This is a genomic window from Cytobacillus oceanisediminis (genome assembly GCF_022811925.1).
In the GTDB taxonomy this organism is placed as follows: domain Bacteria; phylum Bacillota; class Bacilli; order Bacillales; family Cytobacillaceae; genus Cytobacillus; species Cytobacillus oceanisediminis_D.
In genome coordinates this window covers 4368973-4382505 of the sequence record NZ_CP065511.1, presented here as the reverse complement: position 1 = coordinate 4382505, position 13533 = coordinate 4368973, and the positions used below count along the sequence as shown (strand labels likewise).

Here is a 13533-nt window from a genome sequence, read left to right as displayed (position 1 = left end):
TCAGGAGGTAGGAATATGTTAGAAGCAGGGACAGTATTTGTTCTGGTTGCCGTTGTACTTGGTGTCATTTTACTTGGGATATTATTCACCTTTGTACCGGTAATGCTGTGGATTTCAGCATTGGCAGCGGGTGTCAGAGTCAGTATCTTTACATTAATAGGAATGAGGCTTCGCCGGGTTATACCAAGCCGTGTTATTAACCCGTTAATCAAAGCCCATAAGGCAGGGCTTGATGTATCAACAAACCAGCTGGAAAGCCATTACTTGGCAGGGGGAAATGTTGATAGAGTTGTCAATGCATTAATTGCAGCACACCGTGCAAATATTGATTTAAGCTTTGAACGCAGTGCTGCCATCGACCTGGCAGGGCGTGACGTTTTGGAAGCTGTTCAGATGAGCGTTAACCCAAAAGTAATTGAAACTCCTTTCATTGCCGGTGTGGCGATGGATGGTATTGAAGTGAAGGCGAAAGCGCGAATTACGGTCCGGGCAAATATTGACCGTCTAGTCGGGGGAGCCGGAGAGGAAACAATTGTGGCGCGTGTTGGTGAGGGGATTGTCTCTACAATCGGTTCGCAGACTGACCACAAGAAAGTACTCGAAAATCCAGATATGATCTCTCAGACGGTTCTCTCGAAAGGACTGGATGCGGGGACTGCTTTTGAAATCCTTTCCATTGATATTGCGGACGTGGATATCGGTAAAAATATCGGTGCGGAACTTCAGACTGAACAAGCTGAGGCGGATAAGAAGATTGCCCAGGCTAAAGCGGAAGAAAGACGTGCAATGGCAGTAGCGCAAGAACAGGAAATGAAAGCCCGCGTTGAAGAAATGCGGGCGAAGGTTGTGGAAGCAGAGGCTCAGGTTCCGCTTGCCATGTCAGAAGCGCTCCGTTCCGGAAATATTGGTGTAATGGATTATATGAATATCCAAAACATCTCAGCTGATACCGAAATGAGGGACTCAATCGGCAATATGAGTGATGACGGCAAAAATGGCCGCAAAAATGACTAAATGATCCCATATTGGGAGAAGGGAGGAAACTCTCTTGGAATTCTTATTGGAGAATCCTTTTATTCTCATTGCCTTAATCGCTTTCATTTCCTCCTTTTTTAAAAAAAAGAAGGAGGAAAAGCCTGTTAAACAGACTCCCCGTTCAGTACAGCAGGAGCAGCGGACACAGGCAGAAAGAACTTCTGCAGATTCTGCTTTGGCCGAAGAGCTAAAAGAAGAAAAAAGGCAGGAGGCAGAGAAAGCCAGAAGAATAGAAGAGGAATACAGGCAGCGTAAACAGAAGGCTGAAGAAAGCATGAAAGCTCTTCAGAATCAGCGGAGAGCTGCCGAAAGAAAAGCAAATGCATTAGCGAAACCAGCTTCCAATACAAACGCAGAGTACCCAAAGGAAGCCTCAGGAGCAGGAAGTTTTGAGCCTCGGAAACAGTCGCTAGTTGACGGAATTATCTGGTCTGAAATCCTCGGGCCTCCAAGATCAAAAAAACCTCACCGATCACTGAACAGGAAGCAATAAAAAATAAGTGCTAGAACCTCCGTTCATTTCATAAATATGAGATGAAAGGGGGTTCTTTTTTTATGGCAAAAAAGTGGGGACAATTCGTCCGCGGCTGGATGACTAAAAATATGGAGCTTCCTCAAGATGTCATGATGGATCTGCCCCGCATCACTATGATTGGGCAAATCCATATATATATAGAGAACCACAGGGGATTATTGGCTTTTTCAGATAAGGAATTAAGACTGCTTTTAAAGCAGGGGCAGCTTTTAATTAGAGGGAAAGCTTTCGTTATAAAAACGATACTGCCAGAAGAAATATTGCTGGAGGGGAAAATTGACTCAGTTACTTATATTACAGACACTGATTAAGAATTCAGGGGGAAGGAAATGAAGAACCAGTGGATCGAATTTTACAGGGGCCTTGTAACAGTTAAAGCAAGCGGGAAGGGAATAGAAAGATTTATTAATGCGCTTACCCGCAGCGGAATCAATATATGGAATGTGAAAAATCATGGAACGCAATCAGTCACCTTCAAAATGAAATTGGAAGATGCAAAAAAAATAAGGAGCCACGCCAGGAACAGCGATTGCAGAATCGAGTTCCTGCAGCGGGCAGGAGCTCCATTCCTTGTGAAAAGGCTGCTGAAAAACAGCGGATTTGCTGCTGGTGCCCTCGCGTTTTTTGCAGTCATTCTCCTTTTATCCAATATGGTTTGGGGAATAGAGATTAAGGGTGCAAATCCTGCTACTGAATATCAGATCATCAAAGAATTGGACAAGATGGGGGTTAAAAAAGGAAAGCTGCAGTTCTTTGTAGATAACGTGGAGTCTATTCAGCGTAAACTTTCAAACAATATTGAAGCGATTACTTGGGTCGGTGTGGAGTTAAAAGGGACAACCTACCATTTGCAGGTCGTAGAGAAAAATGAGCCTAATAAGCCTGAGTATTTAAGTCCGCGTCATTTGGTAGCGAAGAAGAAAGCAGTCATTGTAGATATGTTTGTCGAAGAAGGGCGTCCAGTCGTTGATATACACGATCATGTTCAGCCAGGACAGCTCTTGGTCTCAGGGATAATCGGGAAAGAGGGCCAAACAGAGACTGTTCCTTCGAAGGGGGAGATTTTTGGGGAGACATGGTATAAATCTGAAGTCATTCTTCCGCTTAAGAGCACTTTCAAAGTCTTCAGCGGGAATGAAAAAGTCAAGCATGCACTTACGATCGGAAATCTTGAAATTCCAATATGGGGATTTGGGAGCCCGGAGTTTGAAGAGTATGAATTAGAGGAAAATGAAAAAAGAATAAAATTCCTGAAATGGGAGCTTCCTATTTCATATTTGAATAAAACGTTCCGTGAAAGGGAGCAAGTCACAAGAATATATTCCAATAAAGAGGCATTTGAAGCTGCGAAAGATTTGGCAAGAAAAAAAATAAAAAGCAGCTTAGATGAAAATGCTAAAGTTATGGGAGAAAAAGTTTTGCACCAATCAATTGACAATGGTAAAGTAACAATAGCAATACATTTCCAAATTATTGAGAATATTGCAGAAGGACAACCAATTATTCAAGGAGATACGGAATGACAGAAGACTTGAAAACAATGAACCTGCAGCTGGAAGACCCAAACGAAGCAATTGCCCTATTGGGAAATTCGGATGCAAACCTAAAAGTTATTGAGCAAGAACTGAATGTTTCCATTGTAACCAGGGGAGAATCTGTTTATGTGTCTGGAGAAATGGACAAGGTAGAACTGGTTGGCAAGGTTCTGGATAAACTGCTTTATGTAATCCGGAAAGGGATAAATATAAGCCAGAGAGACGTTATGTATGCTCTTCAAATGGCTCATAAGGGTACACTTGAGTACTTCAGTGATTTATATGAAGAAGAAATTACAAAAAATGCAAAAGGCAAGTCCATTCGTGTTAAGACATTAGGCCAGCGTCAATATATTCAAGCAATCCGCGGAAATGACCTGGTTTTTGGCATAGGTCCGGCAGGAACAGGCAAGACCTATTTGGCTGTTGTCATGGCCGTAAATGCTTTGAAAAATGGGAATGTGAAAAGGATAATCCTTACCCGTCCTGCAGTCGAAGCGGGCGAGAGCCTTGGTTTTCTGCCGGGGGATCTGAAGGAAAAAGTCGATCCTTACTTAAGGCCATTGTATGATGCTTTGCATGATATTTTAGGTGCAGAGCATACACAAAGAATGATTGAAAGAGGCACGATTGAAATTGCACCGCTGGCGTACATGCGCGGAAGAACTTTAGATGATGCCTTTGTCATCCTGGATGAAGCGCAAAATACAACTCAAGCCCAAATGAAAATGTTTCTAACCCGGCTGGGCTTCGGCTCAAAAATGATTATTACTGGAGACAGAACACAAGTTGACCTTCCAAAGGGAGTAAAATCCGGCCTGATAATGGCTGAAGATATACTCAAGGGTGTAAGCGGGCTATCATTCGTTCATTTGGAACAAAGTGATGTTGTGCGGCATCCGCTTGTGGCCAGGATTATCCAGGCATACGAAAAAGAAAATCACCAGTGAACTGTTAAGCCGCCGATTTTGGCGGTTTTTTCGTTGAGTAAAAAGATTCAGCGGTTTAAATGAATAGCAGGAATCACCATGGAATTATTTGCTATTAATGAAATGTTTAGGTAACCTGTAAATAGATAGGCCTTTTTCTTGGTGAAAACCATCAGAAAAACTGTTATGATTTTACATAATTAATACTGAAATGCTTTTTATAGTTTATTGGAATTTTTTTACCCAGGACAGGAGGGGTAAATGTGCCAAACCTTCAGCAGAGTATGACTACAATCAGAAATTTGCTTAATATGACCTTTTTTCGTGTTCTCTTATTTATTCTCTTGGGTATTGTTATGTATTTTTCCATGTATAGCAATGTAAAGCCTGAAAAGCTGGATTTAGGCCTGTTCTCTGTTGCTGAACAGACTATAAGGTCACCAATAACAGTAGAGGATAAAGCAAGCACAGAAAGAAAGAGAAAAGAAGCAGAAAATAACGTTAAGGATATTTACGTTGTAAAAAAAGAGATTGCACAAAACAGAGTTGACCTGGTTACCTCCATTTTCGGTTCCGTATCGGAAGTGAACGATGAAGTAAAAGAAGAGATGGAAGAGAAAAAGAAAGCTGCTTCAAATGAGGCCGATAAAGATGCAGAGGCACCAGATCCTGCAGGCCCTGGTCCTGAAGATAAATTGGCTATGGTTAAAGAAAAGCTCACTGATGACGTAACACGTGAGGTATCAGATGGCGTTTTCCTTTCTTTGCTGCAGGCAAAGGAGGGAGAGCTGAGCATTGCAAAAGACCTTACGGTAACGGCCATCAATAAAATTATGAATACTGAAATTTCGGCTGAACAGGTGGAAAACGCGAAAAAGCGTGTCGAAGAAGAACTGAAGTTTACCAGCTTAAATTCAGATTTGAAAAAAGCTGCAATAGAACTGGGACGTTATGCTATATATCAAAATCAATTTTATGATCCTGCCGCCACGGAAGAATTACGGCAGCAGACTGTTGAGAGTATCGAGCCGGTTAAAATCCTGCAGGGACAGATAATCGTAGAAGAAAATCAGCTGATCAGCAGGGACATATACAGGCAGCTGGAACTTGTAGGACTCCTTGACAGCGTTAATTCGATTCAGCCTTTTATCGGGTTATCGCTCATAATCGTCATTGTCTTATCGGCCCTATATTATTATTTCCATGAAATGAACGTGCAGCGGGAATTAAAGCAAAGTTATCTATTGCTGTTTAGCCTTATTTTTATCTTATCCATATTGCTGATGAAGGTCATAAGCCTATTTCAATATGCTGATTATTCAGAGATAGGATACATTTACCCTGCAGCTATGGGAGCTATGCTGATCAAAATACTAATTGATGAAAAGCTTGCCATGTACTATACGATCATTATGGCTATCACAGGAAGCGTAATTTTTAATGAAGGTGTCACTGGGACATTTCAGCTGACATCAGCCATTTATATCCTCTGCAGCGGCTTGGCTGCCATATTGTTTTTGAGCAAGCAAAATCGCCGCTCCAAAATATTGCAGGCTGGTTTATTTGTATCTGCAGTAAACATACTTGTTATCTTTTCAATGCTTTTCTTAAGAAACGGCCACTATGATACGATTGAATATGGATTTTACTTTGTTATCGCTCTGATTTCAGGCATTTCGTCTGCAGTGCTGGCAATTGGCCTGCTGCCGTATTTCGAGGCAGGCTTTGGAATTTTGTCTACTATGAGGCTGATTGAACTATCTAATCCTAATCATCCTCTGCTGAGAAAGATACTGACCGAGTCTCCAGGAACCTACCATCATAGTGTAATGGTTGCTAATCTTTCCGAGTCAGCGTGTGAAGCTATTGGGGCAAATGGGCTTCTGGCAAGGGTGGGCTGCTATTATCACGATATCGGTAAAACAAAGCGGCCTCAATTTTTTATCGAGAATCAGGTTAATATTGAAAATCCGCATGATCGGCTCCCTCCGCAGACCAGCAAGAATATTATTATCGCCCATGCTGCAGATGGTGCTGAAATGCTGAGGAAGCATAAGATGCCGAAGGAGATAGTAGATATCGCCGAACAGCATCATGGAACAACATTGCTGAAATATTTTTACTACAAAGCAAAACAGAATGGGCTGGAAGTAAAGGAAGAGGACTACCGCTATCCGGGACCAAAACCGCAATCAAAAGAGTCGGCAGTAATTGGCATTGCTGATAGTGTAGAAGCTGCAGTCCGTTCAATGGCGCATCCTACAACAGAACAAATTGAGGAACTGGTCAAAAAGATAATCGCAGACAGACTTCAGGATGGACAGCTGAATGAATGTGATTTAACCTTAAAAGAGCTGGAAACCGTTTCACACTCGTTCTGCGAAACGTTAAACGGAATTTTCCATTCACGTATCGAGTATCCTGAAATGACAAAACAGAAGGTGAAACAGGCATGAATTTAAATATTGATTTTTTGGACGAAACAAATGAGCTTCAGGAAAATGAAATAGCCAAAATTGAAGAGCTTATTAATTTTGCTGCCTCTAAAGAATCTGTGGAGCCGGAAAGCGAAGTATCCATCACATTTGTGACCAATGAGCGCATCCGCGAAATCAACAGGGAGTACCGGGATAAAGATCGGCCGACAGATGTTATTTCTTTCGCAATGGAAGAATTGGGTGAAGGTGAAATCGAACTGATTGGTGCCGATATGCCCAGAGTCCTGGGGGATATCATTATCTCCGTTGCGAAGGCGAAGGAGCAGGCGGAGGAGTATGGACACTCTTTTATAAGGGAGCTCGGCTTTTTGGCGGTCCATGGCTTCCTTCATCTTCTTGGCTATGATCATGAAAATCCAGAAGATGAGAAAAAAATGTTTTCCCGCCAAAAGGATATATTAGATGAATTCGGGCTCACAAGATAGAAAGGTCCGAAAACACAGTGTCCTCAAATCCTTTTCGTTTGCTTTTTCCGGCATTAGAACGGCAATATTGAATGAAAGGAATCTGCAGATACATTTTGCGGTGTCGATAGCTGTTATTATTTTTGGGGTATTCTTTGGCATTTCCAGCCTTGAATGGATGATCATTCTCCTGGCCATCGGGGGCATGCTCTCACTCGAACTGCTGAACACAGCCATTGAAAGAGTTGTGGATCTGGCAACAGAAGATTATCATCCCCTTGCAAAGCAAGCGAAGGATATTGCTGCTGGAGCAGTACTGGTGTATGCAATTATAAGTGTAATTATAGGCGGAGTTATATTTCTTCCTAAAATTCTCATATTTTTGCAGTAATGTGAAGCTGTCCGGATGGGCAGCTTTCCTTTTTGGCTTTTTTATATAAACAGCAAAGCCTGACAATATTCTGCAGAAATTTATTAACCATGTGTTTGAAAACGCTCACTGAATCCGCTAAAATGACAGAACAGCAGTTAATATTGCTCGCTGGGGAGATGCTGTGGAATCTCGTTCAGAACTATGGCTTGGTTCAAAATTTAATCAGCCTGTGTATTTTTAGAAAATTCAATTTTTTTATTACGATTTTGCTACAAACGATGAAAATCACAGTAAAATGTTGTAAAATAAAAGAGAAGCGGCTGCTTCTTACAGAAGAAGCTATTGAGCGCCTCTGCTCAATCTCACAAGGCCCATTACAGGTCCAAATCTTGGTTTTTAATGGCGTGGGGAGCAACTCGCTTTACAGGAAAGGAAGAAATATTTGTGAACAGCGATCAACTAATAAAAGAAGCAAAGATTGCAAGAGATAGAGCATATGTGCCATATTCAAAATTCAAAGTAGGAGCAGCACTATTAAGCAGTGACGGGCAGGTCTTTCATGGCTGCAACATCGAAAATGCTGCGTACAGCATGTGTAATTGCGCTGAGAGGACTGCACTTTTTAAAGCGTATTCTGATGGCGTAAAAAGTTTTTCAGCCATAGCTGTAGTTGCTGACACAGACCGTCCTGTTCCCCCATGCGGTGCGTGCAGACAGGTAATAGCCGAATTATGTCCGCCTGAAATGAAAGTGGTTTTAACCAATTTAAAAGGGGATATTAAGGAATTAACAGTTGAAGAATTACTGCCAGGAGCATTTTCACCGGAGGATTTACATGAATAACACTACTACACCAAAAGGACACAAATCAGGGTTTATTTCTATAATCGGCAGACCGAACGTAGGAAAGTCAACGTTCTTAAATCGCGTAATTGGGCAGAAGATTGCGATTATGAGTGATAAACCGCAAACAACGCGCAATAAAGTTCAGGGTGTCCTGACAACCAATGACGCACAATATATTTTTATTGATACACCAGGAATTCATAAGCCAAAGCATAAACTGGGAGACTTTATGATGAAAGTTGCCCAAAATACACTTAAAGAAGTGGATGTCATCCTGTTTATGGTAAATGCCCAGGAAGGCTTTGGACGCGGTGAAGAATTCATACTTGAGAAATTTCAGTCAGTCCGTACACCGATTTTCCTTGTAATCAATAAGATTGACCAGGTACATCCAGATGAACTTCTTAAAATTATTGAGTCTTACAAGGAAAAGTACGAGTTCAGCGAAATTATCCCCATATCTGCTTTAGAAGGCAACAATGTAGAGACGCTGTTAGGACAGATTAAAGAATATATTCCGGAAGGGCCGCAGTTTTATCCGGCTGATCAAGTAACGGACCACCCAGAGAGATTTATCGTTTCCGAACTGATCAGGGAAAAAGCGCTGCATTTAACAAGAGAAGAAATACCGCACTCGCTTGCTGTAACCATTGATAAAATGGAGCGCCGCGAAGATAAGGATGTCGTTCATGTCATGGCTACTATCATTGTGGAACGTGACTCCCAAAAGGGCATTGTGATTGGAAAGCAAGGCAAAATGCTCAAGGAAATCGGAAAAAGAGCAAGGGTTGATATTGAGAATCTTCTTGGATCAAAGGTTTTTCTGGAGCTTTGGGTCAAAGTCCAAAAAGACTGGCGGAATAAAATGTCACAGCTCCGTGACTTTGGCTTCCGTGATGATGAGTACTAAACCCGGCCCTAATTAAGGTATTATTCATTTCTGGTTTATATGCATACAGGTGATTGACAATATTTTCGTCTCATGATTTTACAAAGACAGGCTATGATATAGATAAATGTATTGGGATAAAAGAAATTGCTAGTTGAATAACTGAAAGGTGGGGTTTTCGATGATGGATTTTACCTGGAGAGTGTTTTCCCAGACAGGAAATATTGACACATATCTTCTCTTCAAGGAGCTAGAAAAGGAAACTCAGGATATACCCGGCAGCAATGATGAAGAGCTAGCAGAAGCTGATTTTCCCATCTCATAGGTTTGTCGAAAGACAGGGATGGTGTCACGGTTGCTTGATAAATGTGAAGGCATCGTCATCAGGACAACTAACTATAGTGAAACAAATAAGATTGTTACTTTATATACCCGTGAATGGGGAAAAGTTGGTGTGATGGCACGAGGTGCGAAAAAGCCGAACAGCAGACTTGCTGCTGTCACCCAGCTTTTTACATACGGGAATTTTTTAGTTCAGCGTGGAAGCGGTTTGGGTACCCTGCAGCAGGGGGACATGATTTCATCCATGCGGTCCATTAAAGAAGATATTTTTCTGACGGCATATGCAAGCTATATTGTCGATTTGACTGATAAAAGCATCGAGGATAAGAAGCCTAATCCATTCTTATTCGAATTGCTGTATCAAACGCTAAATTTAATAAACGAAGGATATGACCCGGAAATTCTCACAAACATTTATGAAATGAAAATGCTGAATGCTCTGGGTTTATATCCAGTACTTGATCAATGTTCTGTCTGCGGAAGCACTGACGGACATTTTGCATTTTCTATCCGGGAAAACGGCCTGATTTGTCACCGCTGTCTTGGTAAGGATCCTTATCATTATAAAGTGTCGCAGGCGACAATTAAGCTGCTTCGCCTATTTTACTTTTTTGACTTGTCCCGGCTCGGCAATATCTCTGTCAAACCGGAAACCAAAGCTGAATTGAAGAAGATTATTTCTGCCTATTATGAAGAGTATTCAGGCTTAAACTTGAAGACAAAGAAGTTTTTGAATCAAATGGCTAAGTTTAATGATTTAATGTAATGAGTTTCTTTATAAGCGAAGCGCTTCGGCTTTTGTTATTATTGACAATTTAAATCCATTCCGCTATGATTCAAATTAATAAAATATAATTGCTATGAAGGAAAAGAGTACTTAACATTTTCTAATTTAAGCGAACCCGGGATAGTGGGAGCCGGGCATGGATGGTTAAGGAAGGGCGTTCCAGAGCAATATTGTCTATCGACAACAAAAGAGGCTGCGGTCAAAATCGCAGCAAATAGGGTGGAACCGCGGGTAAACTCTCGTCCCTATGCCATTGGGCATAGAGACGGGAGTTTTTTATGTTCACAGAAAGGCGGAAGCGCTTTAGGTAGACAGCTCTAAGTTCATAAAGCTTTACTTTATAACAAATAAGAAAGAGGTGTCCTATGAATATTCAAAACATGATATTAACACTTCAAAAACATTGGTCTGAACAGGGTTGTATCTTGATGCAGGCTTATGACACTGAAAAAGGGGCCGGTACAATGAGCCCGTATACATTTTTAAGGGCGATTGGACCAGAGCCTTGGAATGTGGCTTATGTAGAGCCTTCACGCCGTCCGGCCGATGGGCGTTATGGAGAGAATCCAAACCGGCTTTATCAGCATCATCAATTTCAGGTGATCATGAAGCCCTCGCCTGATAATATTCAGGAGCTGTATCTTGATTCATTAAAAGCATTGGGCATTGATCCGCTTGAACATGATATCCGGTTTGTAGAAGATAACTGGGAAAATCCTTCTCTGGGCTGTGCAGGCTTAGGATGGGAAGTTTGGCTTGATGGTATGGAAATAACGCAGTTCACATATTTCCAGCAGGTAGGCGGATTGGAATGTAAGCCTGTTTCTGTTGAGATTACATACGGAATTGAAAGGCTCGCATCCTACATTCAGGACAAGGAAAATGTCTTTGACCTCGAATGGACTGACGGGTTTACGGTTAGAGATATTTTCTTGCAGCCTGAGTTCGAGCATTCGAAATACACATTTGAAACGTCTGATCAGGAAATGCTCTTCAATTTGTTCAATATTTATGAAAAAGAAGCACATAGGCAAATGGATGAAGGACTTGTACACCCAGCATATGACTATGTATTAAAATGCTCCCATACCTTTAATCTGCTTGATGCAAGGGGAGCGATTTCTGTAACAGAAAGAACAGGCTATATCGCACGATGCCGAAATCTGGCCAGAAAAGTAGCCAAAACTTTTTATGAAGAGAGAGAAAAACTTGGCTTCCCAATTTTAAAGGATAAGGAGGAAGGATCTCATGAATAAGAAAGATCTTCTGCTGGAAATTGGACTCGAAGAAATGCCTGCCAGATTTGTCACTAATTCAATGAATCAGCTTTCAGATAAAGTGAAATCATGGCTTTTGGATAAGAAAATATCTTTTGACGAGATCAGCGCTTTCTCTTCTCCACGCCGTTTGGCTGTTCTTGTAACGGGAGTAGATACCGCCCAGGAGGACATAAATGAGGAAGCGAAAGGACCTGCAAAAAAAATCGCCTTAACCGAGGATGGAGAATGGTCTAAAGCTGCGGTTGGATTTAGCCGGGGCCAGGGAGCTTCTATTGAAGATATATTCTTTAAAGAAATTAATGGGGTTGAATATGCCCATGTCAGCAAATTTATTAAAGGGAAAGAAACAGCAGCCCTGCTGCCGGAACTCCAGCAGATTGTTACCTCATTATCATTCCCGAAGAATATGCGCTGGGCAAACCAGGAACTGCGTTTTATCAGGCCGATCAAATGGCTTATGGCATTATTCGGAAATGAAGTCATTCCTTTTGCAATCACAAATGTTCAGACTTCTAACCTTACAAGGGGCCACCGCTTTCTGGGCGAAGAGATTGAAATTAACAATCCTTCTGATTATGAAAAGTTTCTGCTGGCGCAATATGTGATAACTAACCCTCAGGAAAGAAAAAGTGCTATTCTATCACAATTGGAAAAAATTGAAGAAGAGAATGACTGGGTGATCCCTGTCGATGAAGATTTATTGGAAGAAGTAAACAATCTGGTTGAGTACCCGACAGCATTATATGGCCAGTTTGAAGAGGAATACCTTGAGCTTCCGGAAGAGGTTTTAATTACCTCCATGAAGGAGCACCAGCGCTATTTTCCGGTAAAGTCCAAAGAGGGCAGGCTGCTTCCTTACTTTGTTACTGTCCGAAATGGATCACATGAACATTTGGAGAAAGTGGCTAAAGGAAATGAGAAAGTATTACGGGCAAGACTTTCTGATGCAGCTTTCTTCTACAGGGAAGACCAAAAAACGGAAATCGCGGTATCACTGGAAAAACTTAAAAACATTGTTTACCATGAAGAAATTGGAACTCTTGCTGAAAAGGTGGACCGTGTTCGCCAGCTTGCAGCTAAACTGAGTGAGAATCTTCATTTCAGTGATGAAGCAAAGGCCGTGACAGACCGGGCTGCTGAAATCAGCAAGTTCGACCTTGTTTCGCATATGGTTTATGAATTTCCAGAGCTGCAAGGCTTTATGGGTGAAAAATACGCCCTGCAAAAAGGTGAAAAGGAATCTGTGGCGCGTGCAATCAATGAACATTATATGCCGCGCAATGCAGAGGACCAGACGCCTGCAAGTGATGCTGGTGCAGTACTGTCTATTGCTGAAAAGCTGGACACAATTGTGTCTTCCTTTGCAATAGGGATTATTCCAAGCGGCTCCCAGGATCCATATGCTTTAAGAAGACAGGCAACGGGTGTTATCCAGACTTTACTGGCAAAAAATTGGGATCTAAAACTCGAAGAATTGATTGCATTATCTTCTGAGACTGTTCTTAATTCGAAGATTGGAAAGAAATCAAAAGGTGAATTGATGCAGGAACTGGTTTCTTTCTTTAAATTAAGAATCAAATATATGCTCCAGGAGAAGGCAGTGCGCTATGACTTAATTGAAGCTGTTTTAGGCAGTGAAATCGGTTCCGTGCCTTCACTTGTAAAAAGAGCTGAAGTATTGGAATCCCATAAGGATGCTGAAGGTTTCAAGGAAAGCATTGAAGCCCTTAGCCGAGTTATCAACATTGCTTCTAAGGCAGAGAATAAAGGGGACATAGATAGCAGCTTATTTGATAACGAATACGAAAAAGCTCTGTTCAACAAATATTTATCTGTGAACGAGGAATTAAGAAAAGAGGTTACAGAAGCAGCTGCCTTTAACTTGCTAATAAGCATGAAACCTGAAATTGATCAATACTTCGAGCATACTATGGTTATGGATGAAAATCAGGAAATTCGCAGCAATAGGCTGCATCAGATGGCAAACTTGGCTGATGTGATTAAGGAATTTGCAAATATGAACGAAATTATTGTTAAATAACGAGCTTAAATTTTGCGTTTTATGCTGGAATAGGATTAA

At 41.5% G+C, this 13533-nt stretch carries 14 protein-coding genes and 1 other annotated feature; all 14 genes read left to right on the top strand.

The window, feature by feature from the left end; all coding sequences use genetic code 11:
- The first annotated feature begins 15 nt into the window (after positions 1-15).
- The 14 genes from floA (at position 16) to glyS (ending at position 13494) form a co-directional block, all read left to right on the top strand.
- Positions 16-1014 carry a flotillin-like protein FloA gene (floA, locus tag IRB79_RS22025; protein WP_206838804.1) on the top strand — a complete coding sequence of 333 codons (999 nt, stop codon included), beginning with the start codon at positions 16-18 and terminating at the stop codon, positions 1012-1014.
- A 34-nt stretch (positions 1015-1048) separates the two neighbouring features.
- On the top strand, positions 1049-1528 hold the full coding sequence (locus tag IRB79_RS22020; RefSeq protein WP_243504930.1) for a cell envelope integrity TolA family protein: 480 nt from the start codon (positions 1049-1051) through the stop codon (positions 1526-1528).
- Positions 1529-1590: 62 nt separating this feature from the next.
- On the top strand, positions 1591-1881 hold the full coding sequence (gene yqfC / locus IRB79_RS22015; RefSeq protein ID WP_035331147.1) for a sporulation protein YqfC: 291 nt from the start codon (positions 1591-1593) through the stop codon (positions 1879-1881).
- A gap of 18 nt (positions 1882-1899) precedes the next feature.
- A complete protein-coding gene (gene yqfD / locus IRB79_RS22010) occupies positions 1900-3093 on the top strand; it encodes a sporulation protein YqfD (protein WP_243504929.1) in 1194 nt (397 codons plus the stop codon).
- Positions 3090-4055 carry a PhoH family protein gene (locus IRB79_RS22005; protein WP_243504928.1) on the top strand — a complete coding sequence of 322 codons (966 nt, stop codon included), beginning with the start codon at positions 3090-3092 and terminating at the stop codon, positions 4053-4055. Before yqfD ends, IRB79_RS22005 begins: the two co-directional genes overlap by 4 nt.
- A 242-nt stretch (positions 4056-4297) precedes the next feature.
- Positions 4298-6490: an HD family phosphohydrolase gene (locus IRB79_RS22000; RefSeq protein ID WP_243504927.1), complete on the top strand. Its 2193-nt coding sequence runs from the start codon at positions 4298-4300 to the stop codon at positions 6488-6490.
- Positions 6487-6957: an rRNA maturation RNase YbeY gene (ybeY, locus tag IRB79_RS21995; RefSeq protein ID WP_243504926.1), complete on the top strand. Its 471-nt coding sequence runs from the start codon at positions 6487-6489 to the stop codon at positions 6955-6957. Before IRB79_RS22000 ends, ybeY begins: the two co-directional genes overlap by 4 nt.
- Positions 6935-7327, top strand: a complete 393-nt coding sequence (locus tag IRB79_RS21990) for a diacylglycerol kinase family protein (protein ID WP_243504925.1) — start codon at positions 6935-6937, stop codon at positions 7325-7327. Before ybeY ends, IRB79_RS21990 begins: the two co-directional genes overlap by 23 nt.
- A 381-nt stretch (positions 7328-7708) precedes the next feature.
- A complete protein-coding gene (locus tag IRB79_RS21985; protein ID WP_211202479.1) occupies positions 7709-8152 on the top strand; it encodes a cytidine deaminase in 444 nt (147 codons plus the stop codon).
- Positions 8145-9065, top strand: a complete 921-nt coding sequence (gene era / locus IRB79_RS21980; protein WP_243504923.1) for a GTPase Era — start codon at positions 8145-8147, stop codon at positions 9063-9065. The genes IRB79_RS21985 and era overlap by 8 nt, the downstream gene beginning before the upstream one ends.
- Before the next feature lie 160 nt (positions 9066-9225).
- Positions 9226-9369 carry a YqzL family protein gene (locus tag IRB79_RS21975; protein WP_009332996.1) on the top strand — a complete coding sequence of 48 codons (144 nt, stop codon included), beginning with the start codon at positions 9226-9228 and terminating at the stop codon, positions 9367-9369.
- A gap of 30 nt (positions 9370-9399) precedes the next feature.
- Entirely contained in the window at positions 9400-10152 is a 753-nt protein-coding gene (gene recO / locus IRB79_RS21970; RefSeq protein WP_243504922.1) for a DNA repair protein RecO, read from the top strand.
- 85 nt (positions 10153-10237) lie between these two features.
- Positions 10238-10423 (top strand) — a binding site (T-box leader).
- A gap of 115 nt (positions 10424-10538) precedes the next feature.
- A complete protein-coding gene (gene glyQ, locus IRB79_RS21965) occupies positions 10539-11429 on the top strand; it encodes a glycine--tRNA ligase subunit alpha (protein ID WP_113882800.1) in 891 nt (296 codons plus the stop codon).
- Positions 11422-13494 carry a glycine--tRNA ligase subunit beta gene (gene glyS, locus IRB79_RS21960; protein ID WP_243504921.1) on the top strand — a complete coding sequence of 691 codons (2073 nt, stop codon included), beginning with the start codon at positions 11422-11424 and terminating at the stop codon, positions 13492-13494. Before glyQ ends, glyS begins: the two co-directional genes overlap by 8 nt.
- Positions 13495-13533: the final 39 nt, after the last annotated feature.

Excerpts from the sequence above, each read along its gene's own strand:
- floA (WP_206838804.1), top strand. The coding sequence starts at position 16 with ATGTTAGAAGCAGGGACAGTATTTGTTCTGGTTGCCGTTGTACTTGGT.
- yqfC (WP_035331147.1), top strand. The coding sequence starts at position 1,591 with ATGGCAAAAAAGTGGGGACAATTCGTCCGCGGCTGGATGACTAAAAAT.
- yqfD (WP_243504929.1), top strand. The coding sequence starts at position 1,900 with ATGAAGAACCAGTGGATCGAATTTTACAGGGGCCTTGTAACAGTTAAA.
- IRB79_RS22005 (WP_243504928.1), top strand. The coding sequence starts at position 3,090 with ATGACAGAAGACTTGAAAACAATGAACCTGCAGCTGGAAGACCCAAAC.
- ybeY (WP_243504926.1), top strand. The coding sequence starts at position 6,487 with ATGAATTTAAATATTGATTTTTTGGACGAAACAAATGAGCTTCAGGAA.
- IRB79_RS21990 (WP_243504925.1), top strand. The coding sequence starts at position 6,935 with ATGAATTCGGGCTCACAAGATAGAAAGGTCCGAAAACACAGTGTCCTC.
- IRB79_RS21985 (WP_211202479.1), top strand. The coding sequence starts at position 7,709 with ATGGCGTGGGGAGCAACTCGCTTTACAGGAAAGGAAGAAATATTTGTG.
- era (WP_243504923.1), top strand. The coding sequence starts at position 8,145 with ATGAATAACACTACTACACCAAAAGGACACAAATCAGGGTTTATTTCT.
- IRB79_RS21975 (WP_009332996.1), top strand. The coding sequence starts at position 9,226 with ATGATGGATTTTACCTGGAGAGTGTTTTCCCAGACAGGAAATATTGAC.
- glyQ (WP_113882800.1), top strand. The coding sequence starts at position 10,539 with ATGAATATTCAAAACATGATATTAACACTTCAAAAACATTGGTCTGAA.
- glyS (WP_243504921.1), top strand. The coding sequence starts at position 11,422 with ATGAATAAGAAAGATCTTCTGCTGGAAATTGGACTCGAAGAAATGCCT.